The following is a 25,308-nucleotide window of genomic DNA, read 5'->3' as shown; positions in this document are numbered from 1 at the left end:
TAAATTTTAATTTACCAGCTGCTACGAACCCGTACACCTTTCGATGCCATGTGTTCTTTGAGCTGCGGGATGGTGTAGTCACCGTAGTGAACGATGGAGGCGATGAGCGCGGCAGTGGCGCGGCCCTCGGTTACGGCCTCGACCATGTGCTGCGGATTGCCTGCACCGCCGGAAGCGATAACGGGAATGTGTACGCTTTCAGATACGAGACGGGTCAGCTCAAGATCGTACCCGGTTTTAACGCCGTCCGCGTCAATGGAGTTGAGGCAGATTTCGCCTGCTCCGAGTGCTTCGCCGGTCTTCGCCCATTCGAGAGCATCAATCCCCATGTACTTGCGGCCGCCGTTGATGACGATTTCAAAGCCGGAAGGAATCTTCTCGGATTTTTCAACCCGTTTAACGTCCATGCCGAGTACGATGCACTGAGAACCGAACGCTGCGGCACCTTCGCTGATGATGTCGGGATTTTTGACCGCACCGGAGTTTACGGAAACCTTTTCCGCTCCTGCGAGCAATACGTCGCGCATATCCTGTACGGAGTTGATGCCACCGCCTACGGAAAAGGGGATGAAGATCTCGGAAGCAACACGCTCAACCACATCAAGGAAAATTCCGCGTCCTTCGGAAGAGGCGGTGATGTCGTAGAATACGATTTCGTCCGCACCCTGCTCGTAGTACAGGCGGGCGGTCTCAACTGGATCACCGATATCAACGTTGCCTTTGAACTTGATACCCTTGGTGAGAATTCCGTTCCGTACATCGAGGCAGGGGATGATTCTTTTACTAAGCATCGGAAGCCTCCTTGCAGTATTCATAGAAATTTGAAAGCAGCTTCAGGCCGGGATTACCACTTTTTTCGGGGTGGAATTGTACAGCCCAGAGGCCTTCACGCCCGTGCAGGGAACAGAAGGGACGACCATAAGTGGTTTCACCGATGATGTGTTTTTCTTCGGGAGCCGGGTAGTAGCTGTGTACGAAGTAAAAATGTGCTTCAGGATCGATATCTTTGAAGAGAACGCAATCCTGCTTGAGTTCGATGGTGTTCCAGCCCATGTGAGGCACACGGATGGGCACGCCTTCATAATCTTCCCATGAAGGGTTGAAGAGACGGCATTCACCGGGAATTACGGAAAGAGCCTTGGTGTCGTTTTCTTCGCTGTAATCCAGAAGGATCTGACATCCGACGCAGATACCGAGCAGCGGTTTTTTCTGCTGTACGAGTTCTTTAAGCAATTCGTCCAGTCCGCCGGATGTGAGTTCATCCATAGCCTGACCGGCAGCTCCGACGCCGGGGAAGATGATGCCTGTAGCATTGGACAGGACTTCCTTGTCGGCGGTGATCTGGTTTGGAATGCCGAGTTTGTTCAGTGCGCGCTGCACACTGGTCTGGTTTCCGGCCTTGTAGTCAAGAATAGCCAGCATGAGATGGGCCCCCTTGTGTTTGTTAAATACTTATTGAACCGCAGAAGTCTGTAACTTTAATGAGGGTATATTTTCCGAATGCAGAGTTGAACCCGGAAGAATGGCTGCCTGTACGGGCAGTACATTACGGTTCTGTTCTAACTATAGGAGCTAGTCAAAAAAGCGAAGGAAAACAAGTGAAAATGTAAATAGGGTAATTTTTTTTCAAAAAAAGAAAGTAGCAGAGTATGAAAAAATTATTTTGCCAGAATTCGTAAGTAAAGATCGCCCTTGAAGGGACCGAGTTTTCTGCCTTGCCCTTTTAAGCGGATAGGACGCCCTATGACGAAATCGCGGGGCAGGGTTATCTCAAGGGTTTTGCTCTTTTTGCGGATGCCCTGTTGCAGGGTGATGCGTACGGTGCGACCGGGATGCAGGGCTGAAACCGGGAAATACACGGTCTGTTCATCGTCAAGCTGGCCTTTAAACCATGACTTGACCCCTGAGCCCAGACCGGATGAAACATCCACCGAGGCGGTCTTGTCTCCCCAGTTGACATTCAGCTTACGTTCTTTGACCGGGGCGCTGGGTTTCTGGAAAGGTTTGTCCTTGCTGATCTGGCTGTAGATATCCTCGAAAACCTGCCGGGCAAAAGGATCATTTAATATGTCCTTAAGTACGTCTTCTTCTTTCTGGAAAAAATAACGGCTTTGCTGGGCGTTGGAGGTTCCGTTGCTGCGAGCCTCGGTTTTGGCTTTGGATTGCTGTGCCCGATATGCGCTGGCACCTTCGCGTGCGGTCTTGCGGTCTGTCTGCGCTTTGCTTGTGTTCTGGTGGGTGTATGAACGTTTTTCCGAAGTTTTTCCGTTACTTGTGTTGCCTGTTACGTTCTTGAGAAAAACGTATGCTTCGTTCAGTTGGCGGAATTTCTTGGCGGCATCAGGGCTGGGGTTCAAGTCCGGGTGCATGCTGAACGCCAGCTTACGAAAAGAACGTTTGATGTCCTCTTCGCTGGCGTTGGGGCCGACTTTTAGAATGCTCTGTGCCTGTCTTGTGTTCATATCAAATTTTTAATCTTCAGTGATAAGTGCGTTGGGTGCAACATCGGGATCGTGCTGGCGCAGTCCCTCGGCGCGGATGTATTCCTTGCCTTCTTCTACGAATTTGGAGTGTCCGGCTTCTTTGTTAACGCCGGGGCAGTAATCCTGAATCATTTCCCAGCTCATTTCATCCACAAGGTTGCCCCGGAAAAAAGGCCAGGCACGACAGATATCCGGGCGACCGGGATGAATACCGCAGCCTTCATTATAAAATACACAGTACCCGTCTTCGCCTGATTGGAGGCGGATTTTTCCATTTACGGTTTCGCTGTGTTTTTCAATCAGTTCCTGTTCGGTGATGCCGAGATGATCGGCGAGACGATTGCGGTCCTTTGCGGTCATGATGATGCCGCCTTCGCCCTGGCAGCAATGGCCGCACATCTGGCATTCAAAAGCCTTACTCATTATATTTTGCCTGCTAAATTTTTATGGTCAATCATTATGCAACGGTCTTCAATTACTGTGATATCTTTGCCGGAGAGCAGTTCACGCGCCTCAGGGCTGAAAATTCCTTCCTGCATCCAGAAGCACTTGGGTATGGTTTCAAGCTCAAGTACCTCGCGGGCATGGTCCGCGCAGAACTGGGAAGCCCTGAACAGGTTAACCATATCGACCGGAACGGGGATGTCCTTAACTGATTTGTATGTCTTAAGGCCCCATACATTTTCTCTTTTGGGGTGCACGGGGATGACCTCGTAGCCCGCGTCAATCATATAGCGGCAGACCCTGTCCACTGGACGTCCGGGTTTATCCACCGCGCCGATTACGGCTATGACCTTGACCTCATCAAGAAGTGCGGCTACTTTTTTTTCGTCAAATATAAGCATATTCAGATCTCTCCGGGCGATTAATTCCAGCATGCTACAGTAAAGCACGGTTACTTGCAAAGTTCTCTTTTACCCGGCTAGCGGGTTTTTATTTTCTCAAGAATCCTTTTTATATGAACTCGATACATCCAAGGAGTAAATCTCATGTCTGATCTGGAATCCAACGTAGTTGTTCCGCGCAGTGAACTTGAAGCCCGCTGGGCAAAGTGCCGTCGTTTCCTGCCGCAAGTAGCTCCGCAGGCAGGGGGCATGCTCTGCTTTTCGCGTTTGCAGATTTATTACCTCTCCGGCTCCTTTGTCAACGGTGCAGTGTGGCTTCCGCTGGAAGGTGAGCCGATCCTCTTTGTGCGTAAGTCCTGCGATCGGGCAAACATTGAAAGTGCCATGAAAAATATCGTCAGCTTCAGATCCTTTAAAGACCTCGCCCCTCTTGCCAAAGAGTTGGGCCAGCCATTGACCGAAGTGATGGGCGCAGAGACCGCCGGACTTACCTGGCAGCTCGGTGAGATGCTTACTTCCCGTATGTCTGAATATAAATTTGTTCCCGGCGACAAGGTGCTGGCTCTGTCCCGTGCTGTGAAATCCGAATGGGAACTGGAAATCATGCGCGAAGTGGGACACCTGCACCATACTGCGTTGTTTGAGATTCTGCCGGAGCTGCTCGAAACGGGCATGAGTGAGATGGAGATTGCGAAATATCTCTGGAATATCTTTTTCGAGTTGGGGCACGAGGGTCACATGCGTATGCAGACATTTAACGAGGAAATTTTTCTCGGGCATATTTCCGCCGGGGATTCCGGGATCTATCCCAGTTCATTCAACGGTCCGCTTGGGCTGCGCGGTGTGCATCCGGCTTCACCATTTATGGGCAGCGGCGATAAATTCTGGAAGGAGGGCGCGCCCCTTTCCGTGGATTGCGGGTTTGTCATGCAGGGCTACCACACCGACAAGACTCAAGTTTATTGGTCCGGTCCCAAGAGTTCCATCCCCAAGGAAGTGCTGGATGCCCAGTATTTCTGTCAGGATATGCAGGCCCTTGCCGCTGATCATCTCATGCCCGGAACCCTTGTCAGCGAAGTTTACGCCAAGGTAATGGAACAGGTTGAGAAGGAAGGCTTTAGCGAAGGTTTCATGGGCATCGGCGAATGCAAGGTTCCATTCATCGGGCACGGCATCGGCCTTACCGTGGACGGCTTTCCGCCCATTGCCAAGGGTTTTGACCTGCCCGTGGAAGAAGGCATGGTCTTCGCCCTTGAGCCGAAGCAGGGCATCCCCGGCATAGGCATGGTCGGGGTGGAAAATACCTTTGAAATCACCGCTGACGGGCCGGAATGCATCACCGGGGATGATTACGATATTATTTGTATTGAGTAGGGGGCCCTGATTTAAAAGTAAGAAACGGTGCGCAGGTAGTTGTAACCTGAGCACCGTTTTTTTACTTGAGTTGAAGGGCTGTTTGTCTTCGCATGGTTCTTTTTTTCAATAGCTGTGGGATAAACGCGCTGGCGAGGATGATCATAACTCCTGCGACAGACAGGGCGTCGGGCAGTTCCGCAAAAAAGAAGTAGCCCAGAAAAATTGAGTAGATCATTTTTGTGTACTCAACATTTGAAATCACATTGGCCTCACCATATGAGTATGCGGTTACGCTGATCCATTGGGCTGCAGATGAGATCAGGCCGATAAATATCAGGATTGCCAGTTCAAACGCAGTGGGCCATTTCCAGTAGATAATGCTGGGGAGCAGGGTCAGCAGGCCTACAAAGAAAGCCTGATAAACCAGCAAATTTGTTTTTGATTCCACGTGAATTATTTTTTTCACGCAAAAGACCGCTACTGCCGCAGCAACAGCTGACCCAAGTCCGGTCAGGGTATACAGGAAAGTCATATTTTCCAGTGAAGGTTGAACCACCAGCATAACGCCTGCAAAGCCAGTAACAATCGTGGTCAGCCGTGATTTGCCTATTGCTTCGTTCAAAAGAAATCTGGCAAAGAGTGCTACGAAAAGCACTTTGCTGAATCCCAGAGCCGTGGCCTCGGCAAGAGGAAGGTTGCTTACGGTGACAAAGCCCAGCAACAAGGCAAAGAAAGCCCCGCCTATGCGTAAAGCATGAAGTTTCAGCATGCGCGGGCGGAGCAGGGTGTCTAAGTTTTTATATATTGATGGTGACAAGACTGTGATGAAGACCAGTTGCCGAAAGAGCAGTATCTGGAAAACATCGATGTTATCACTGATTTGTCGGACACAAACCCCGACAGTAACAAACATGGCATTTGCCACCAAGGCCAGCATGATCCCTTTAGCAGAATCCGGTAGCATTAAGTTCGGTGCGTGCGCACGTATGCTCATCTAAAATCCTCGTGTAAAATGTTTTTGTTGAGGATTAAGATAAGGGGTGAAGCTGTAGACAGGTCAATATGCATGAAATAAGAAGTTGCGTAGTTTTTTGCCCTGCGCAACTTCTTTTTTTTATATATTATTAAAACAATAGATTACAGCACAGTGATTACATCTTCCAGTGCCAGCCTTGCTTTAGGCTGACCGTGGTTGTAATCCCCGCCTTCCAGATGATATCCCAGTGCCAGTGCTGTTTCGCATACGTATCCGCCAAGTTCTTGTTTGAATATTTTACCGATAAGTTCAGAATCAACGCCTTCCATGGGAGTGGAATCGATTCCCAGCCTTGCAACCGTATGCATGGTATTGCCCAGTGCTAGGTATGTCTGGGCTTTGGTCCAGCAGCCGTTGAATCCGGTTTCATCGGTATTCAGTCCGGCAAAGAACATGCCTTTTTCCATCATCTCGTCATACTTATCCGCAGGCAGATGGCCTGATTTGACCTCGGCATCTACAACTTTTTTGTATTGTTTTTCTGTGAAGTAGGGATTGTAAGCAAATAAAATAATATGTGATGCCGCCTTAGCGTGGTGCTGGTTGAACTCAAATTTATTGGCGAATGTATCGTGAAAACGGCTCTTAGCTTCATCGCTTTCAATGATAATAAACTTCCACGGTTGTGAATTGACCGACGAAGGTGACATGCGCAGAGCTTCTTTGATTATTGCCATTTTGTCGTTTGGAATGCGTTTGGCTGCATCGTATTTTTTGCAGGCATAGCGGAAGTTAAGGTCTTTGATGACAGGGTGATTCATATTCGTCTCCATTTAAAGATTCAAAATTATTAATTGCATGAATATTATCTGGAAGTTTTCGAGCTAGTTTAGCCTATCACTGCGGGCTACGCCAACCAATTAAAAAATCCCCCGAAACCAAACGGTTTCGGAGGATTTAATTCTGTCTTAGTCTTAATAAATATTACTTCACATCAATATCAAGTCCGCTTGCGGTCTTGGTGATGACCGGGGCCGGGGTCTGGCCTTTGAGGTCCATAACCATGCGGATTTTATCGTCGTAGATGCCGATCCTGAATCTTGAGAAGATGGGATTCTCCGGCTTGAGGACGGTAGGTCCGAAGTAATCCCATTTACCTTGAATATCTACCACTAGGCGGTTGGGATCTTTCAGGAAAAATGATGTGTAGGACAGGGGCGAACCACCGAGATCCAGACTGATTCTGGTTTTACTGTCCACTTCCTTGAAATAGATGGACTTTAGTTTGCCTTCCTGTAAGCCGTGTTTTTCTTCTTTGGGTTTTAAGACTTCTGCTACAGCTTTAGCTGAAGAAGTCGCGTTTTCTACTTCTGTGCCGTTGAAGGCCAGAATTGTTTTCGAAGTGGCGTTGACCTGCGTTGCGTTGCTTAATCTCGCATTCGCGGTGCCGTTTACGGCTGCAATGGCAACAGTCCCGTTTTCAACAATAACCGAACTATTGGTGGCATTGGCAATAGCCATGGACAGCAGGGGAAGTTCGTTCTCCGGCTCTGCTTCAATGATTTCAATTTCTTTCTGTTCAGCAGGGGCGGCCATTTGTGGCTCTTCTTTGAGCAGCCAGCTTTCCGGGAGCAGCAGTTGCGGATTGATAAAGGCGAGAATTGCCAGCGTACCGAAAATATGGATCAAAGCCTGCTTGCTGGTAAAGTAATTGCCGTAACGGCGGAAGCTGCGGCTGCATGAGCCACAGGTATAAGACCTGACCGGGACGAGCAGGGAAATAAGCACGTCAGAAACCAGCCCCCGCCTGAAATATAAGCGGTTGCTGTCGCAAAACGGGCATTGAACTATTGCTTTCTGCTTTTTAGTCATTGTGCGGTATATTCCTCCGATCCCCATCTACCTACACTTTTGATCTTACCAAAATTCTTTAATTGTCTGTGGTTATACTTATAAAAGACCAGCCGACAATGTCAATCAGCAGTTAGTTAGAAATTAGTATCTTTCAATTGAAAGTCATAGTTTCCAAGTCTGCAGCGCGAAGCCTATTAAAAAGTTTTGAAGGGGGAATCCAAAGGGGGAAACTTTTCCCAAAAGTTTCCCCCTTTGGCCCTCGGAGAGATTCTTTATCCCGCAATAGCTTCGGACATGATGCATTCGAGATCTTCGCGTTCCATCTTCGCGGGGGTGAACTCGAAAAGCTTGCCCATGGTCTGCTCGGCGATATCCACCAGTTCGGCAACGTCTTCTTCTTTTGCTCCGTAATCCTTGAGGGATTCATCGTTGAATCCGGCCCGTTCGAGCAGGGAACGCAAACCTTCAAGAAAAACGGTAGCACGCATGTTTTCGTCAAACTGTTGGGTATCGTAACCCATAGCCATGGCCAGATCTTCGAAACGTTCCGGGCTTTCCGGGATCAAACGTTTAAAATAGGGCACGGAAAGTTTGGCAAGGCCGAGACCGTGCGGCAATTCAGGATATTTTGCACTCAAAGCATGCTCAAGAGAATGCTGGGAAATGCAGCGCGAAAGGGTTTCGCACATGCCTGCGGCGGTGCTGGCCCAAGCCATGACTGTGCGGGCTTCGATGTTGTCGCCTTCGGCAATTGCCATGGGCAGGTAATGGCTGCTCAGGTGTACTGCTTCCAGAGCCAGCATGTCGCTCATGGGCTGGTGCGCGGTGGAAAGGAAGGTCTCCACTGCATGGAAAAATGCATCGATGCCGGTGTAGGCGGTGGTGCGCGCAGGGACGCTGACCATGAGTTCGGGGTCAACGATGGAAATTGCGGGGAAAGTGGAATCATTACCGAGGCTGATTTTTTCAATACCACCGGATTTGTTGATCACTGCCCACTGGTCCGCTTCGGTGCCTGTGCCTGCTGTGGTGGGGATGGCGATGAGCGGTGCTGCCGGGTTCTCAGGGTTAACTCCGCCGCCGGAACCGGCCTGCATGTAATCCCAGCATTTGCCGACATTGGTGGTCAAAAGGGCGATGGCTTTGGAAGCATCAATGGTGGAGCCGCCGCCAAGGGCTACGATGAAGTCGATTTCTTTTTCGCGGGCGATTTTCGCGGCCTCGTCAACCTGATCTGATTTCGGGTTGGGGGAAATATTATCAAAAACAACGGTGGAAACATCCTGCTTGGCAAGTGCGACCTGTACTTTATCGAGATAGCCGTTCTCAATCATGGCCCCGGATTCACCGATGACGACCATGGCTTTTTTGCCTTTGGGCAGGGGCAGGGTTCCCAGTTCTGCAAGTTTACCGGGACCGAAAACAATGCGGGTGGGGATAAATATTTGAAAGTTGAGCATGCGCTTCCTTTATATATGTAGTTTTAATGTTGCTGTTGAGCCACGTGATAACTGACTGCGGCACAGTCGTAAAGGGCAGCATACACCTAAATTTTAGTGCGCCACTCTTTAATCGAGAGAATCAGCTCTTGAAGGCTTTCATTCTGGGTTTTGCCAGCCGTATCAAGTATAATTCTGTCTGACTGCCAAGGGTGGTATTCTCGTTGCCCAACCTGTTCCCATGTGGGTAGTTTTAATCCCTTTATGGGCGAAGGGCGGTTTTCAACCCGCTTTTTATGTTCTGTTTTGTCGGAGCAGATAACTTCAATATTAATAAATTCAGCACCTGCATTAATAGCAACATCTTGCCATTCAGTGCGGGTCAATTCAATGGGGTTGCAGGAATCGGCGATAATACTCATGCCACCTTTAAGATTATCTGAGGCAACCCGATAAGCAAGGCGGTATCCCTCGCCTTCGACTTTGAAGTTGCAGAGGTCGCGTATTGCTTGCTCTATTGTATCTATCCTGAGATAGGCACAGTTCAATTCGGAACTCACCCCTTGGGCCAGTGTACTTTTTCCTGATCCCGGAAGGCCGGAAAAAATATACAAGATAGTTGTGTTCAAACGAAAATCCTTAGTTAGTCTTTTTTGTCATAGGTGATGAGATTCAAATAAATTCCTTGCGGGTCCTGAATTACGCAGAATCGCCCGACATTTTCAATTTTTGTTGGCGCAAGCATTACTTTACCGCCGGACTTCTCAACCTGTGCGGCTGATGCATCCACATCGTCCACAGTGATATACGGGTCCCAGCAGCCTTTAATGTGCTCAGGAGTATCAGCGGGCTTAATCATCATTCCTGCTGCCAAGCGTCCGTCTTTGAAGGCTGTCAGGTAGGTATCGCCGTAAATTGTTTTTGACTCCTTAAATGTCCAGCCCAGAAGATCTCCATAGAATCTCTTGGCCGCTTCAAGGTCGGTTGTAAGCAGTTCGTTCCAACTGAAAAATCCGTGTGATGATGAATCGTTGTGCATATGTTTTCCTTACTTCAGTGTTTGCGATAAAGCTTCATCCATCTGCCCGGTGGTGTACAGGTCGCGAATTACTGTGGGCGACGACGAATCCTCTCCGGGTTTGAAGATAGCTGCCAGCGGGATGGAGCGGCTGCCCAGTGCGCGCAGAAATTCATCTGCCACCTTGTCCGGGGCGGTGAGGTCGACCTTGATGAAGGTCAGGTTGTGCTTTTCCTGCCAGCGGTTCAGATTGGACGGGGTCAGCACGGTCTGTTCCAGCACTTTGCAGGAGGGGCACCAGTCAGCGGTGAATTCCACCAGCATGGCTTCCTGTCCGATTCGTTCGGTAAAATCTTTCTGCTCAAAGCTGATCCAGTGGGCGGTACGTTCCTGCGGAGTCGCGGCCCAGAATCCGGTAGTTATGCATATTGCCAACGCAGCGATTCGCAGCAGGTACATGGATGATTTTTTATCAGTGCCGGAAGAAAGCCCCCACATCCACGCGCCCACAGCGGTGAACCACATAAAGATCATAGTCGGGATGTACATATCTTCAGGCAGGATGCTGAACAGGTAGATGCAGGTTCCGGCAAGGAAAAATCCTGCGGCCCGTTCGATCCAGATAGTCCATGCTCCGGGTTTGGGAAAACGTGTCGCCAGTGCCGGGAAGAAGGCCATCAATATATAAGGCAAGGCCATGCCTGCACCTACGCTTAAGAATACTGAGCTGATCACATAATGTTGCTGCACCATGGCCCAGCCGAGCACGCCACCGAGGAACGGTCCGCTGCACGGTGTTGCCAGCAGGGTAGCGAGAACCCCGGTAAAAAGGGCCTGCCTGCGTGGTCCGCTGTTTTCTGAACCGAGCTTTAGATCCACGATGGGCAGGTTAAACAGCCCGAACAAACTAAGGCTAAGCGCAAAGACAACCCCGGTCAGCCCGATAACTACCGGGGGTTTCTGGAAAATTTGTCCCCAAGCCATTCCGGTTATACCGAGAATTCCGCTGAGAATCCCGAAATAGAGAAGAATGCCCAGCGCAAAGAAAATATTGTGTTCCCGGAAACTGCGTTTTTGTTCTTCCGCGCTTTTATGTCCGGCCCCGGCGAGCAGGGTGGAGAGCTTCAGGCTGATCACCGGAAGTACGCAGGGCATGAAGTTGAGCAGGAATCCTGCCAGCAATCCAAACAAAATCGCGGTCGTCAGGTCGGTAACTTCAAGGCCCGGAGTAAAAGAGCGGGGCTTGAGTGAATCAAAAGAGAATGTGGCTTCCGTCTTGTCTTTCGCCATGTTTTGAACGGGCGGGGCGGTCTTTTGCGGCTGGATTTTGGTGGTCTTTGCCGCATTTTTTCCTTCAACTTTGGAAGCAATATCTTTCAGAGAAATTTTGATGGTCTTGGCACCTTTGCGCATTTTCGCAAATTCCGGCCACCACGGTTGCAGGCTGGCCTGCGGCAGTTTGTCCGGGGAAACAGCCATGCCGAAGAAGCTGAGGTCAGTCTTAAAAGGTTGGCAGGCTGTCTTGGAACACATGAGCAAAGAGAGCTTGGCTTTGAGGGTAAATGATTTTAGTGCTGGCGGCACCGGAACCAGAATCGGGGTCGGCTCTGAGTAAGTGGCAACTTTTTTCCCTTTGTTAAAGGGATCATCCTTGAGTTTACCCGGAAGATAGATGGCGGGAAGAATTGTGTTATCCGGGGTAAGGGTGACCTTAAGAGTGGTTGGCTGGCCCAGTTTGCCCGGATTGTGGGAGTATGTGTACCAGCCGTTTTTGGGTTCAAGCATCAATCCGGCCAGAATATTGGTTTTTAGCCCGGCCAGTTTTTGATCATCCTTGGTAAGACTGTACAGCTTCCATTTGGTATCAAGATTGGGATTCTGATTCTGGGCACTAACAGCCGTTTGCGGACAGATAAGCGCAAGGGTCGAAATGAAACTCAATAAAATTAAACAAATTAGCTTAAAACGCATTTAGTTGCCTTTTTTAAATAAAAAAATGAAAAACCGATTGACATCCGCAGTGAATATATCTAAATCCTTTTCTCACGACACGGGTCACTGGCTCAATTGGTAGAGCAGCGGACTCTTAATCCGTTGGTTCAAGGTTCAAGTCCTTGGTGGCCTACCACAGTAAATACAGGGTGTTAGACGTTTAGTCTAGCACCCTTTTACTTTTTGTTTTTCCGATCTCTCCCGGTCCTCTCCCGGTTTTGGGGGATTTTTTTAAATTTGCCAGAAATATTTGACTGAATCTGCTGGTTGAATTTTTCATACATCCCTCTAAGTTCTTGATATGGGGCTGGTGGAGAAATAAATTTTCGAAATGATTCTTCTGCTTTTTCGATAATGCATTGCATTTTTTACTTATTTCATCATCAGTTGTCTCCCAAATGATGTCTTCCAACGCATACATTTCATCATAAAAGGCTTCCTTTTTCTCGGGGGATAATATCTCAGGATTTTTAGGCCAGTACCGACGCGCCAGCTTTCTAGTGGCTATTTGTATCTCTCTGATAATATCAAACACATCGTCAAAACATTCAAGCTCTGCTTCCCCAAATAATACTCTGCATCGTTGTCGTGTTGTGCGAATTTCATTGAATAGCTCACTCTGTTTATCGATACGAGAAAACACAACATATGACATGTCCAAAGCCCTTTTCGCTTTTGGATCTTCATCATCATTTATTTTTCGACTAGCATATTCAATGCCAGATGAAAATGAATTCCTGATCGCTTTAATTGCAGTCCTTGCCTCATAAATTAAAAATAGAGATTTTTCGGCAAGTTCGGAATTCCTTTTGTATTGAATCTCTTTCCTCCAAGCATTTATTCCAAATATGGCTACAATGGCCCCAGCTGTCACTGAAAGGTTACTGATGATGGATACGCACTTTCTAAGCTTATATGTATTTCCTTGATTCTACTTGTCTTTTGATGAGTTTATCTGTGTTAAAAATTGTGCAGAGGGGCCATCCTTTAGCATTTTTTTATCGATTGTGCGGTCTTTAGTTCTTCTTGCTCAAATTTTCGGGAATTGCGACTGCTCTTTTCAATCCTATTTCTTGAACATGGTTTGCGAGTTCAAGTTTTTTGTTTTGCATTTTTGGGAACATCTCAATGTCTCTCATAAGTTCTTTCTTGTATAGCTTTGGAATATGTTCCTGTCTTGCCATATGGTTAATGCGGAGTTGCGGCAGCAAACACCTTTCAATCGCTGGAATGATTTCTTGAAATGGAAGGCTGAAAATGGCGATGAAACAGCTTTGCAGATTTTGCGTTCAAAGAAGGAGCCGACTCAAAATCAGCCTTCCCTAGAATTTGTTGGCCCAGCCTCAAAAGTTTCAAGCCTGAAGATCAAGCAAAGCCAATTCAAATCAGATTCAAGCTTAGCATGGAAAGATAAACGGAAGCTTTTGTCCATTTCCAAGATGCTTCAGTTGCAGGCAGAAGAGGCCAAGTGCGTGACCGATCCTAATCAACGCAATTTGAATCAAATGACTTGGCGTGTGGATTCTTCTGGAAATGTACTCGACACGCTGAAGAATGGAGCCATAGTTAAGGATAACGGCAATAAAATTTTCTTCAGCGTGAATGAGCCGGGAGCCACACAGGTTGCGCAGAATTTTGCGCGGTTGATGCTTGGGCGGAATGTAAAGGTTTCTGGGAATGAGATTTCGAACAGTAGGGGCAGAATTTGTAATGATAGAATTAGCCATGTGTAATTGGTTTTCTTCTGTGTGATGATAGGGTGATTTTATGTGTTTTTGAAGGAATTAGGTGTGATCTTGTAGGATGTATATGCTATAGAATTTATTTCTGTGATCACGATAATTATGTGTATTTTGTTGCAGTCTATGAATTTATATATGGACTATGTTTTTAGTATTGTTTTTGGTATCAAGGTGACATTGTTGATCAGATTGTTTCCCAAAATGTTAATTAGTTATATTTGTCTATCGATAATAATGCCGCCAATTCGTGATGGGGAAAATATGTCTAGTATGATTAAAAGGATAGATTGGTTTATTCAATATAAGAAACCCCAACGATCAGTTCGTAAAAATCAAAAACCACTTTCCCGCAACAATGTACGATAGACCATGCGGGCCCAATGTATCAGCAGAGATTTATTTTTCGTCTTCAGGCGAACGATGCCGCTCTCCCCTAGCATCAGGTCTTTTGAGCTATCATTCGGGGAAAGTTCAATTGAATACCATGCATCGACGGTTTTCATTCGCCCGGATGTATCCGGGGCGACCGGAATCATCCCTTCTGCCATTGAGGTCAAAGCTGAGTGTTCAATGTCTCTGGATCGTTCCGGACTGATCCTTTTCACCATGACATTAATCTCGGGTGTCATCGAAATTGGCTGAAATGTTCCTATTGTATTTACAGGAATTTCGGAGAGACTGTTTTCATTAACATAAGCCCGCACAATTTTTTTTTCTGGGGCGGCTACACGCCCTAGAATTCTTTTTTCATTTACAGGTCTTCCCGGGTAAAGGGTTTCATCCCACCAGAGAACTTCTCCGCCGCTCCGAGCAACAATTTTCAGCTCGTTCATCCTATCACGAACCCCGTCAAGTCTAGCCATGATCTTTCCGATTTCTTCTAATTTTTGGGGTAACATGACTTTTTTTTCTTCATTCAGCTGCAAATCACCTTTCTGTAATTCCAGAATTTCCAATTCCGCTTCAAGGGTCGCAAACTCTGTTTCAAGTTCAACTGAAGAAAAGCTTATAATCTGGGCGTTTGCTTTCAGAATATCACCTTTTTTGACATGAATGTGATCCACAACTCCGGGAAAAGGAACATAGACTATCTGCATATTTTTGGAAACGACAATAGCCGGAAGAGTTATGCTGCGTTCAAGAGGCAGGCCGACCCAAAGCCCGGTTCCGGCAAGCAGAACGGAAGCCACAATCATGGCAGGTGTAATTCGGATACGGGATAACATTCCAAACAAAGCCTTGACCTCCTTTAAAATAGGACCAAGCACAAACCACCATATTTCAATAATGAAAAGAGTCAGGCCAAGTGTCTTGGTAAACTTGTAGTATACAAATATAGCGATCCCCAGATAAAGCAGCAACCGGTAAATCCATGAATAAGCTGCATAGATCACAAATCCAGTCATGCGGCGGGCGCTGATCCTTTTCTCCGGGTTGGGCTGTTCGACGCCAAAGAGGTGTTTTCTGTACAGCCAGCGGGTGCAGTTAAAGGCCCTGCTGCGCAAATTGTCGATACCCCATAAATCCATAAGCATATAATAGCCGTCAAAACTCATGGCCGGGTTCAGGTTTATTGCCAGCGTTGAAATAAAAGAGACCGATGAGACCACAAAACAGATGCTGTTAAACACTCCCGGCGGCGATATTCCCCAGCCGAAAAGGGCCAGTCCGGCGATAACGAACTCGGTTGCAACCCCGGCGGCACCGATTCTGAACCGTTTTTTCCGATCATTTATTTTCCACGCATCAGTCGTGTCGCAAAATGCAACAGGCCACATCACAATGAAGGCAATCCCCATGACCGGCACCCGGACGCCTGCGCTTTTAGCTGTATATGCATGAGAAAATTCATGGATCGTTTTTAGCAGTACAATTGAAAGCACATACCAGAACAGTCCTAGCGGGTTGAAAAAATATGAAAAGGTGGTGAGGTACAATTCCCATTTCTGAGAGAGAATAATCAACCCGATCAATCCAGACAGCATATATATGCACAAAGCAGGAGTAGAAACAAAAATCCGCGCCATGACGAGGGTTTTATCCAGAAACAGATCCGGTTTGAAAAGAGGAAGCCTGATGTATAGATAGTTTTTGACCAGCAACTTGATGAGGCTGGTCCTGCGGGCTTTAACCTGCTGCATTAGCGTTTCAACCGGGAGAACAGCAGTCGAATCGGTCAGTCCTGAATTTACAGCTTGAATTACAAGCATATTCAATTCCGGTAAAGATACCCGTACTGTTGTTTCCCGCTCAAGTTTTTTTTGCAGAGAACTGAGGGTGGAAGAAGTCCGTAGCCTCTCAAGCACCATAGCTTCGGCCCAGTGAACTTTGGCAAAACGGCGTTTTACCGGATCATGCACAGTGTAGGTTGGTGCTCCGTCAATAGAAAGTGGACCGATTAGGATTTCGAGATCGGATCGCAGAAGAGGCAGAGGAGCATCGGGATCAATTTGATCAAGCATATTTAAAGCTCATGCTGGAAATGATAGATGTCATAGTCGGGAAGATCCTAAAGCCCCAGAAACCTGTTGAATGCAGCCCACGGCTTCCTGAACAGCCAATAGCCCAAGCTTACTTTGTCTCCGTACAGGATTGCAGTTCCTTTCAACCCGATCTTAACTCCAGATTCTTTCTGGACCCATTCAGCTTCAGCCTGAACTCCTGCCGGAGTATCGGCATTGGAAAATATTTCATTGCCGACATAATCCAGCAGTGCAGGGATTGTTTTTTCAGGAAATACATTAAGCATAATTTTTGCCGGACGCTTGAAATCAAAGGGCATGTTGTCATCTTCAGGAATATGTATTCTGATCTGGGTGTTATCCGGATCAACAACAGACAGAACTCTCTCTCCGATGGAAACAGGACGACCACGCCATCTTTCGGGATCGCTTATCTCTGCAATTCCCTCTTTTTCCGAGCGTACCTCAAGACGCGAAACATTATAGCGGGCTAAATCCAGCCGAGAGTTTTCCTGCTTCAGCCTATGTTCAAAAATTTTAATCTCGGACCGTGCCCGCGGGTCAGCAAAGGCCTGCATTCGTGCCCGGTCAAGGCTGGATTCTATGATTTGTACTTGCTCCCGGGCCACGTTGAGTTCTTTTTCTACCATCCTGCGGTCATAGACAAACAACAGTTGCCCTACTTCAACTTGATCTCCAGGGCGAACCTTTAGTTCATTCACAACCCCGTTTAAAGGGGCTGTAACAACAAGTGGTTCTTTGGCTACAACTTCGCAGGGAGCCACCACCCGTAAAGGCAGACGCAAGAACATGAGCAAGACTATAAAAAAAAGGCAAAATGTCATGGAGCGTTTTTTTTTGCCAAGGGCTTTGAATTTTTCGAAAAAAGGTCTTTGAGGATGCAATCTTTCCCAGGCGCCGCCGTAGCCCATGGTAAGAGGGGAAAGTAATTTCATTTCCTGTTCGGACCAGGTCTTCCCGTTCCAGCACTCAAGCCAGATACCGCCTACAGTCTTGCCCCACGCCCGTATGGGCATCCAGAGCACAGAAATTCCGCCGCTTATTTTAATGTAATCTTCCCAGCTTTCCAGAGCATTTTTTGTAAAACTATCTTTGCTGATAATGCTGATTTTATTTCTGGATTCCAGCTCCTTGATCATGGAAATCCATTGTGCAGCTTTTTCTGAATTCTTGTTTACTTCACTTTGTCCAGAAATTCCACTTAGTGAAGGAGATAAGGAATCAAAACGAAAAAAAAGCGCCCGATCATAATGGCAAAGTCCAATGCTGCGGTTGAGCATTCTGAAAACAAGTTCCTGTTCGGATTTAGCTAGAACAGCCTCCAGCACCAACTGGTGCAGCAGACTGACAACCTTGAGCGCGGTGGCAGAAGAAGTGTCGTGTTGCATGATTTAATTCTCGGGAATGATCCGGATCGCGCCGCGCATTCCTCCACGCAATTCTCCGGATGTATTTTTTATTTCAGCATAAACTTCAAAAGAACGGCTGGAGGGATCAATCTCCGCCCCTATATGAGATATTCTGCCAGTGTATGACTTCCCGGTTTCCTGAATGGATACATGGGCTGCACTGTCTATTTTGACATTCTCATACATTGAGGAAGGGAGCAGGAACTTTGCAAGCAGCACTGAATCATCAACAATGTCAATGAGTGGCTGGCCTACTTCGACCCATTCATGCGTATGTATTTCAAGTTTGGAAACCCGTCCGCTGAACGGAGCATGGACAGTGCAGCGACTAAGTTTCTGTTTAGCAATGACAAGGTCGACCGTGGCTACTGTCTGTTTGGAACGAGCCTCTTCAAGTTCAAGAATGGATACTGATTTAGTTTTGAACAAATCTTGCGTAATCTCAAATTCCTTACTAGCGCGATCAAGCTGGGCCTGAGCTTTACGCACGTCAAGTTCGGCAGGCCCGTTGTCCAGTCTGATCAGGGTATTACCCTTACGGAAAGACTGGCCGAATTCTTTATATATCTTAATTACCCTTGAACCAATTTCTGCTGCCAGCACTGATTCATGTCGGGGAGCAAGTACAATGGGGATTTCGCCAGTTGCAGGTTTCTGCGCAAAAGCTGAGACTGAGCAAAACAGCAAAATGCAGACAGCCAGAAGAGCAGTCTGCATTTTAGCACAAATATATTTAATGCGTGGGTTCATTTCCCAGCATCCTCCAATGTGTGGGTCTTATTTATATTATTTAATTGTTACTTTGCGGTCAGAGGAACGGACAGTTCATCGCTGGTAAAGGCGATCTCTTTACCATGTTCGTCCCAATCGCGACCGAGACTGTTCAGGATGCGCTGACGGGCAGTCATGAGCCTTGCATAAGCTGTTAAACGCGCCCTGTGGGCAACAATAAAGAGCTGGTCTGCATTGAGCAGGGTGCTTTCTTTGAGTCTTCCATTTTCAACCTGCAAGTGAACTTCTCTGGCAAGTTCTTCACGCAGGTTCTCCAGTTCATAAGCCTGCTCGACCTGACGCAGATAGTTGTCATACTCAATCGTGGCCAGCCTGAGCTGGGTAAGAACGGCCATAGCCATATTCATTCGTCTTTTTTGGATCAACTTGCTTCTTGCAAGTGCTGAGCTGTGGTCGGCACTTGATTGCGGAATGGAAAGCAGATCCCAGGAAAGACGCAGACCGGAAACAAACCAGTCATGACGGGTCAGGTATTTGTTGTCATCATGCTGATAACGCGCAAAAGGAGTAAGTGCTGGAAACATGCGCATGATGGATATTTCAGCTTCCTTGGCTGAAATTTTCTCTTCCAGATCTAGTTCGAAAAGCTCCGGACGGTTTAGGAGAGCTTCGCGGTCAAGATCTTCAGAGTCTATGCGGATCGGTCCAGGAATCGCTAAAAAATCTACTCCCTTGAGTTCAAAAGGAGTGGAGGGGGAAAGGCCCATCAATCTGGCCAGTTCGGTCTTGGCGGCCTTGTACTCGTCTGAATATCTTGTGAGACGGATCATGAGTTCCGCGATGTCAATACTGCTCTGCAGACCATCAACTTTGGGAATATGATTCATCTCCATCTGTTTTTCAATTATCTCCTGACGTTCGAGAGCATATTTCATGACAGTTTCAGCCTGCTTAGCTGCCTCTTTGGCTACTACAGCCCGCAGGTAAGCTCCGGTAACGTCAAGGGCAAGATTTTGTTTCACGCGCTGCATCTGCAACTTGCGCATCTGAACCCGGTCTCCGGCCTGTCTCCAGCGGTTGACGTTCACGGCCAGATCAAGCAAATCCCATGAAAGTTCAACACTTTCGGTACTGGTTTCAAGCTCGGAAGAAATGGATGGGGCTAAGGATTCTTCCCCTGTGGAGTAGTTCACGGATTTGCTGGGAACGTGCTGGGACTTCCAGCTACGTTCGGCATTGGCAATCAGAGAAGGCAGCATACGAAGCATGGCCGCTGTTTCCATCTCACGCTGCACATTCTCTTCTTCCTTGGAAACAGCTGCATCAAGGTTATGGGTCATAGCGTACGCAATTGCATCATCAAGTGAAAGAGTCCCGCTTAGAGTCGGCAATGCTATTACTTTTGTTTTCCCGGCTGTCGGAGGCAGTAGGTCTGCATTTCCAGAAGTAAATTTGATATCGCCTTCGACATTGAAAGCGCGTAGTTGCTCAGGGTTTTTCTTGGGAGCACACCCCGTGAACAAAAGTAGCGTCACTGCCATGAGTACATACATTAATTTTAAATCTGCTCTCTTTCGCATATAGAATCCCTTTTTCAAGAAGCTTGAATTATATAAAACAATCCAAATTTATTAATTTGAAAGCATTGCTTTTGCTTGATCCAGCTTTTGTAGCAACTCATCAACATTTTGTCCATTTTCAGCGCACTTTTCGCAAATCTCGGTCAACTGGTCCGTCATCTTATTCAGTGTATCTCCTGCTGCAGGATTAGCTGACTGTCTTGATTCTCCGGCAAGCTGAGCCAGAGTGTCAACGGCATGTTCAAGGGAGGTAATGGTAAAATCTGGTGTGCTGGAGCTGAAAGACAGCCCGGATAGTGCATTATTCAACTCGCTGAGACTGGGCTGATGAAGTCTTTGTCCCTCGGTTCCTTGAGCTGTTTCAAGTACTGAAGTAGCTATAGCTGTACTCTGGTCGGAACCAGCGGGCTGCTCAGGACCAGCTGCTACAGATGTAGCGGCTTTATCTGTAATAGAAGTCCGAGATTGTGCCTGAATGGAGGTGTCTGCTGTTGCAGGTCCGTTATCCCCGGCTGGCGTGCTTGTGCCTGCTCCATCTAGCAGGGAGTTGGCATCAATTCCAAGGGGATCGCCCTGTCCGCCGAAGCCGGAATCAATGGATGCTCCGGCACTGTCCAATACTTGCAGAACCTGATTGAGATCCACATCAGCTGCTCCGGGACCATCGCCCATATCACCTGAAACGCTGCCTCTGCCAAGAGCTGTTATAACCTGATTGAGATCTGCGTCAGCCCCTGCGGGGCCATTACCTTCGGTTCCTCTTCCGCTTGAGGCGGAATCTATAGAAATTTCTCGACCTCTTTCAGTCTCGGATTCAATAAATTCATTACCGAAATCGCCATTTGAATCAGCTGAATCGGCAGGATCAGACGGTTCTGTTGTTGAGGGAGTTTTGTCTCCTGAAGAATTATTGCGAACCTGTTCCGGTATGGGATCCGGGGTAGTTGCAGGAGTCTCGGCTGTATCTGTATCTGTTTCAGGTTCAGGTTCAGGTTCCGGTTCCAGCGGAGGCGGAGGAGCCTGATAATTCAAGGTGATGGTTCCGGTCTGGGCTTCTTCTCCGTGCTCACCGCCATCTTGAATATTCACTGTAATGCTAACAGCGGAAGTAAGCCCGTTTATCGGCTCGAATGCTGCCGCTGCCAGAGCTGTATTAACTTGCTCAACGGTTCCGGTAATGGTCCAGATGCCTGTTAGTGCATCATATCTTTCATTACCGCTATGGATTGTACTGATACTGCCCTGAGTTATATCCGCAAGAGTTAATGTTGCGGTAACCTGTTCGTCGGTATCAGGATCACTGACAATAATGTCATCCAGCGCGACAGAACTGTCTCCATCAGTATAGGTTTGCACCTGATCAACATTGGTTGCAGCAGGACTATCGTGTGTAGCTGTTATATCAATGTTCACGGTGCCGAGCGTCACGTCCGAACCGCCGCCTGTACCGGTGTTGCCTCCATCGTTGATTGTTACAGTCAAGGTGGCTGCATCATTGCCGTTCGCATTCAGGGCACTGGTATATTTGACATTGGAGGCTGTGTTCAGGAAAGCGTCCACATTGGCAAGCGTGCCGCTGAGGGTGATCGCACCTGTTCCTGAGCCGGACACGGTAACGCTACCGCCAGTGCTGGCTGCAAGAGTTCCTGCGCTGGCGGTCAGGATCAGAGTTATGTCTCCTGTTCCCGCATCAATATCTTTTAAAGTTATAGCCGAAAGGTCCACGTTGGAAGCCACATCTTCGATAACGGTCACGTCAGAGGCAAGACCTGTGGCAGACGGATTGTCATTCACCGCCGTGATACTGATGGAAGTTGTGACCGTAGCCCCCGTATTGCCACCTGTATCTCTTCCCGCCACCTCTACGGTGCGTGTGGTGGTATCCGGATTTTCCGAGCTGTTGTTGTAGATGAGTTCCCGGAGCAGTGCCTGATAATTCGCAGCTGTGGCAGATCCGGAAAGCGTGATCTGTGTGGCGGAATTATAGGTAATGGTAATGCCATTCACTGTATCACCGCTGTTGCGACCACTCATGGTGATGGATTCGGATACGCCATCCTGTGCATTGGTCAATTGGACGGTCATCCTGTTCAGATTTTCGCCGTCCGGTTCTATAATGGTGGCCGTGCTGGCTGCCAAGGAAACGTTCATGTCTCCTTCATTGAAAGAGACTGTGTGATTTTGGTTGTCCGCAGTTCCGTTGAGGTCAATAACCGGGGCCGCTACAACTGACACTATGGAAGTACGGGCGGTGGAATCGCCGTCACCGTCATTAACCATGACAGTTATTGAGCGGTTACCTGTGGTTATATCCGACCCTGCATCTGAGTTGGAATACTGCACTCCCCGTAGGACGGCCTGATACACGGAAGCACTGGCTGAGCCGGTAATGGACAAGATGCCCGTATCTGCTGTGTAACCTACGGTCAGCCCTGCATTGGTGGCCGCCGTGGCGGCTGCAACGTCTAGACCTAAGCTTTCAATGGAATCACCGTCCAGACGCGAGGTCAGGGTTACAGTCATGGATTCAAGAAAATCACCGGTATCCGCATCGCTGATTATGGCATCGGCTGCAATGGGTACGCCGGAACTTCCTGCTGCAAAAGTGGCGGTGCTGTCGGTTCCGGCTGTGGAACTATTGAGGTCAATCACGGGCAGGTCGTTCACAGCGGTCACTGTTATGGAGCCGGTGGCTGTGCCACTGGAATAAGCCGTGTCATTGCCGTTTGTGGATGTGTTGGCGTAATTGGCAGTGGTTCCTGTTGAGGCCGTGCCTGAACTCTGGTCCCAGCCGCGCATAGTAATGCTTGAGGTTTCTGCATTATTGCCGTCCGGTACATAACGCACCCATGCTGCCCCAGTGAGCAGCAGAGAATTACTAGGTGAAGGTGTCTGGGTGTCGGCAAAGGATATCCAGTTCCCATTTGCACCATCTGTAGAGTCTGTGGAGAATTGCCATGTACCGTTGCCGGAAGTGCCCGTCACGGCAATGCCCAGTGTATCGAGGTCCACATCGGAAGTGGTGAGACCTCCGATAATGGTACTTACCTGAACCCCTGTGGATGCGGTGTCTTCATTGATGGCAGTAAAGTCGTATGCTCCGGAGGTTTCGGGCGCATCATTAACACTTGTGATGTCCACATTGACAGTCTTGAGAGCCACATCCCCGCTGGTGCCGTCATTGACCGTAAGATTCAGGGTGTCGCTGTTGTCCCCTTGGGTGTCAGGGGTGTTATTCTTATATTTAATGTTGGTAATCTTATCCAGATAGGCATTGATATCAGCAACCGATCCTGCCAGAGACAGCGTGCCTGTCCCGGATCCGCTGATGGTGACACCGGAAACCGAACTGTCATTGGCTGCCGTGGTCAAGGTTCCTCCACCTGCAGCAATCTTGAGGACGACGTCCTCACCGTCAACTTCCTGCACGCTGACGCCGGAGAGGTCTACGTCGGAAACGGTATCCTCCAGAACGGAAACATCAGTGGGTGCTGTGCTGATGGTCGGGGCGTCATCCACCGGGGTGATTTCTATGGCAACAGTGTCGGAAGCCGAGGAGAAAGCGGTACCTGTATTGGTATTTTTGAAGCTTCCATTGTAATAACCGGCACTGCGGTCATAGGCCTTGAAGGTTATGGCGTCGTTGATAGTTCCGTTAAAATCGCTGTTGGGTTTGAAATAAATTCGTGTATTGGTGTAATTCAGAAGTATTAAGGCGGAGTTTGCTGACACATCACCTGAATTTAAGGCTTTCCATATACAATCGCCAGTGCTGTTTACCGTATAATACAGCGTCCCTTTGTCGCTGATGCCGGTAATGGCTATGCCTCGTTTAACATTGTCGTCCACATCATAATAGTTGTCCAGAGAACCGGCGGTTTCGGTGGAATCAAGGATCGAGTATGCATATGCGGACGTGCCTATGTGTTGGTTTCCATTGGTCGGCGCGCCGAGATCTTCGGAAATTGTGGGCAGCGTTGGCGATTTTGTATTGTCGAGGATGGGGGCGGTATTGGGGTGTTTTACATCCTTGAAAACCAGATTATCAAGAGCGAGAGAAAAGTAATTATAATCAGAGTAGTTTGTGTCTTGAATATAAATCTTCTTCACACTGTTGAAATTGGACAGATTGACAGTTTTGGTCTCACCACTACCTATTGATTCAGTGGTCATGGAAATCCAGTTTCCGGAGGTCGTCAATCCTTTGATCACAAACGGCATTTCGTAATGTTTGTGATTCGTAATATCTAAAGACGACAAACCGAATGATGATCCGTCACTTACTGTGATGATTACTCTTTTTTCATTTGCAGACGTTTCAAACCTTTCCCTGTCTGCGGAAATAGATTCGGCTTGTCTTGTCGAATCGAAAATGAACGTAAAACCATTGGTCGTATATGTGGCGTTGTAAGAGGAATCTCTACCCATGGCAGAGTCGTTGGAAAAATCAATTGTGAAATTCTTACCCAGCACCCCGTCAAAATCATCGATAGCTTTATCACTAAGCGGGGAATCCGTTTCAATCTCGCCGGTGGAGACTTCAAGATCCCAGTCACCACCCGCATCAGCAGCCCCGGTATTATCATCGGAAGCGGCTACGTCTGCACCTGTGAGCTCCGCTACGGCATTGACAAACTCCTGCCCTGTTCCGGTAGCTATTTCACAGCCGTAGAGCAGCAGATCACCGTCTTCGTTCAAAGATTCTCCGATGATGGATAGGTCACCCTGATGATCATCCAGATTCTGCGCAGAAATCGTTTCTGTTCCCAGAGAAAAAAATCCTTCGCCGCCGTGGGAGATGATGTGGATGGCGTCCAGATCGCTTCTGCCTTCAAGGATGGAGACCATCTCGGACATGGCGTCGCCGTCACCGCTGAGCAGTATAACTTCAACACTCTCGTCGATGTCCTGCAGGAGTGCTTCGTAATTGTCTACGCTGGTGTCAACAAAGACCAGCTCTTTCCTGACGTCTACAGGCGTGGCAAGGGCTTCGACCATCTCATTGACAGCCTGCTCCGGTTGGGTCTCGGACGTATTGTCAGAAGCACCATCAACGTTTTGATCCGCATGAGGTGCGTCAGCGTTGTCAGCCGCATCAGTGTTTTGGTCCGCCTGAGGTTCGGCAATATTGTCGGCAACAACGTCCACAGCCTCATTCACCAAGACATCAGCCGCTGCTGCTTCGAGCACGATGCGCTCTTCAAGGAACATTATTTCAAGATTCATGATTTATCCCCTCAAAAAAGAGAATCTTTTATTTTAAGCTAACTTTTATTTCTTAAAAGTTAAAATTTTGATGTTCTACTGCGAGCAGTATACAAAGGCACATCTATGCTTATGGTAACCGCATGTCAAAGTGGAAATTAATAGCAAAAAATGTCGTGCTACAACTAATACGA

21 protein-coding genes and 1 tRNA gene are annotated in these 25,308 nt (G+C 48.0%); 3 read left to right on the top strand and 19 right to left on the bottom strand.

Annotated elements, in window-relative coordinates:
* Positions 1 to 11 precede the first annotated feature (11 nt).
* From hisF to FMS18_RS17780, 5 genes are all read right to left on the bottom strand, one after another.
* Entirely contained in the window at positions 12 to 791 is a 780-nt protein-coding gene (gene hisF, locus FMS18_RS17800; protein ID WP_163296019.1) for an imidazole glycerol phosphate synthase subunit HisF, read from the bottom strand.
* Entirely contained in the window at positions 784 to 1,422 is a 639-nt protein-coding gene (gene hisH / locus FMS18_RS17795; protein ID WP_163296018.1) for an imidazole glycerol phosphate synthase subunit HisH, read from the bottom strand. Before hisH ends, hisF begins: the two co-directional genes overlap by 8 nt.
* 236 nt (positions 1,423 to 1,658) lie before the next feature.
* The gene (locus tag FMS18_RS17790; protein ID WP_163296017.1) at positions 1,659 to 2,462 is read right to left on the bottom strand and encodes a DnaJ domain-containing protein; all 804 of its coding nucleotides are present in this window, start codon (positions 2,460 to 2,462) and stop codon (positions 1,659 to 1,661) included.
* A gap of 9 nt (positions 2,463 to 2,471) precedes the next feature.
* Positions 2,472 to 2,906 carry a YkgJ family cysteine cluster protein gene (locus FMS18_RS17785; protein ID WP_163296016.1) on the bottom strand — a complete coding sequence of 145 codons (435 nt, stop codon included), beginning with the start codon at positions 2,904 to 2,906 and terminating at the stop codon, positions 2,472 to 2,474.
* Complete coding sequence (locus FMS18_RS17780) at positions 2,906 to 3,328, bottom strand: CoA-binding protein (protein WP_163296015.1); 423 nt, start codon at positions 3,326 to 3,328, stop codon at positions 2,906 to 2,908. Before FMS18_RS17780 ends, FMS18_RS17785 begins: the two co-directional genes overlap by 1 nt.
* A gap of 144 nt (positions 3,329 to 3,472) precedes the next feature.
* Between FMS18_RS17780 and FMS18_RS17775 the strand changes: the two genes are divergently transcribed.
* Positions 3,473 to 4,702: a Xaa-Pro peptidase family protein gene (locus tag FMS18_RS17775; protein ID WP_163296014.1), complete on the top strand. Its 1,230-nt coding sequence runs from the start codon at positions 3,473 to 3,475 to the stop codon at positions 4,700 to 4,702.
* Between the two features lie 61 nt (positions 4,703 to 4,763).
* On the opposite strand, the gene FMS18_RS17770 is transcribed toward FMS18_RS17775, so the two are convergent.
* The 7 genes from FMS18_RS17770 to FMS18_RS17740 all read right to left on the bottom strand — a co-directional run bounded on the left by FMS18_RS17770 (position 4,764) and on the right by FMS18_RS17740 (position 11,912).
* On the bottom strand, positions 4,764 to 5,678 hold the full coding sequence (locus FMS18_RS17770) for a DMT family transporter (protein WP_163296013.1): 915 nt from the start codon (positions 5,676 to 5,678) through the stop codon (positions 4,764 to 4,766).
* 143 nt (positions 5,679 to 5,821) lie between these two features.
* Positions 5,822 to 6,481 carry a nitroreductase family protein gene (locus FMS18_RS17765; protein WP_163296012.1) on the bottom strand — a complete coding sequence of 220 codons (660 nt, stop codon included), beginning with the start codon at positions 6,479 to 6,481 and terminating at the stop codon, positions 5,822 to 5,824.
* Positions 6,482 to 6,644: 163 nt separating this feature from the next.
* The gene (locus tag FMS18_RS17760) at positions 6,645 to 7,532 is read right to left on the bottom strand and encodes an AMIN domain-containing protein (RefSeq protein ID WP_163296011.1); all 888 of its coding nucleotides are present in this window, start codon (positions 7,530 to 7,532) and stop codon (positions 6,645 to 6,647) included.
* A 254-nt stretch (positions 7,533 to 7,786) separates the two neighbouring features.
* Positions 7,787 to 8,974 carry an iron-containing alcohol dehydrogenase gene (locus FMS18_RS17755; protein ID WP_163296010.1) on the bottom strand — a complete coding sequence of 396 codons (1,188 nt, stop codon included), beginning with the start codon at positions 8,972 to 8,974 and terminating at the stop codon, positions 7,787 to 7,789.
* 86 nt (positions 8,975 to 9,060) lie between these two features.
* Complete coding sequence (locus FMS18_RS17750; RefSeq protein ID WP_163296009.1) at positions 9,061 to 9,582, bottom strand: AAA family ATPase; 522 nt, start codon at positions 9,580 to 9,582, stop codon at positions 9,061 to 9,063.
* 14 nt (positions 9,583 to 9,596) lie between these two features.
* The gene (locus FMS18_RS17745; RefSeq protein WP_163296008.1) at positions 9,597 to 9,992 is read right to left on the bottom strand and encodes a VOC family protein; all 396 of its coding nucleotides are present in this window, start codon (positions 9,990 to 9,992) and stop codon (positions 9,597 to 9,599) included.
* 9 nt (positions 9,993 to 10,001) lie between these two features.
* Positions 10,002 to 11,912: a cytochrome c biogenesis protein CcdA gene (locus tag FMS18_RS17740; RefSeq protein WP_239061094.1), complete on the bottom strand. Its 1,911-nt coding sequence runs from the start codon at positions 11,910 to 11,912 to the stop codon at positions 10,002 to 10,004.
* 111 nt (positions 11,913 to 12,023) lie between these two features.
* Here FMS18_RS17740 and FMS18_RS17735 point away from each other — a divergent pair.
* Positions 12,024 to 12,099, top strand: a tRNA-Lys gene (locus FMS18_RS17735).
* A 24-nt stretch (positions 12,100 to 12,123) separates the two neighbouring features.
* Here FMS18_RS17735 and FMS18_RS17730 read toward each other — a convergent pair.
* Together FMS18_RS17730 and FMS18_RS17725 are read right to left on the bottom strand one after the other, a co-directional pair.
* Complete coding sequence (locus tag FMS18_RS17730) at positions 12,124 to 12,837, bottom strand: hypothetical protein (RefSeq protein WP_163296006.1); 714 nt, start codon at positions 12,835 to 12,837, stop codon at positions 12,124 to 12,126.
* A 142-nt stretch (positions 12,838 to 12,979) separates the two neighbouring features.
* Positions 12,980 to 13,147, bottom strand: coding sequence for a hypothetical protein (locus FMS18_RS17725; RefSeq protein WP_163296005.1), 168 nt, complete (start codon positions 13,145 to 13,147; stop codon positions 12,980 to 12,982).
* A 54-nt stretch (positions 13,148 to 13,201) separates the two neighbouring features.
* Between FMS18_RS17725 and FMS18_RS17720 the strand changes: the two genes are divergently transcribed.
* Positions 13,202 to 13,696, top strand: a complete 495-nt coding sequence (locus FMS18_RS17720) for a relaxase (protein ID WP_239061093.1) — start codon at positions 13,202 to 13,204, stop codon at positions 13,694 to 13,696.
* A 341-nt stretch (positions 13,697 to 14,037) separates the two neighbouring features.
* Here FMS18_RS17720 and FMS18_RS17715 read toward each other — a convergent pair whose 3' ends face one another.
* The 5 genes from FMS18_RS17715 to FMS18_RS17695 are packed head-to-tail and all read right to left on the bottom strand — an operon-like array spanning position 14,038 to position 25,135.
* Positions 14,038 to 16,167, bottom strand: coding sequence for a M50 family metallopeptidase (locus FMS18_RS17715; RefSeq protein ID WP_163296003.1), 2,130 nt, complete (start codon positions 16,165 to 16,167; stop codon positions 14,038 to 14,040).
* A gap of 47 nt (positions 16,168 to 16,214) precedes the next feature.
* The gene (locus FMS18_RS17710) at positions 16,215 to 17,576 is read right to left on the bottom strand and encodes an efflux RND transporter periplasmic adaptor subunit (protein ID WP_163296002.1); all 1,362 of its coding nucleotides are present in this window, start codon (positions 17,574 to 17,576) and stop codon (positions 16,215 to 16,217) included.
* Positions 17,577 to 17,579: 3 nt separating this feature from the next.
* Complete coding sequence (locus FMS18_RS17705; RefSeq protein WP_163296001.1) at positions 17,580 to 18,347, bottom strand: efflux RND transporter periplasmic adaptor subunit; 768 nt, start codon at positions 18,345 to 18,347, stop codon at positions 17,580 to 17,582.
* Positions 18,348 to 18,394: 47 nt separating this feature from the next.
* Positions 18,395 to 19,909, bottom strand: coding sequence for a TolC family protein (locus FMS18_RS17700; RefSeq protein WP_163296000.1), 1,515 nt, complete (start codon positions 19,907 to 19,909; stop codon positions 18,395 to 18,397).
* 51 nt (positions 19,910 to 19,960) lie between these two features.
* Positions 19,961 to 25,135 (bottom strand): DUF4347 domain-containing protein, encoded by a 5,175-nt coding sequence (locus tag FMS18_RS17695; RefSeq protein WP_163295999.1) that lies wholly within the window; start codon positions 25,133 to 25,135, stop codon positions 19,961 to 19,963.
* Positions 25,136 to 25,308 lie beyond the last annotated feature (173 nt).

Source organism: Desulfovibrio sp. JC022, from assembly GCF_010470665.1.
GTDB lineage: Bacteria > Desulfobacterota > Desulfovibrionia > Desulfovibrionales > Desulfovibrionaceae > Maridesulfovibrio.
Note: the sequence above shows the minus strand (reverse complement) of the source record. Positions and strands in the feature narration are given on the sequence as shown.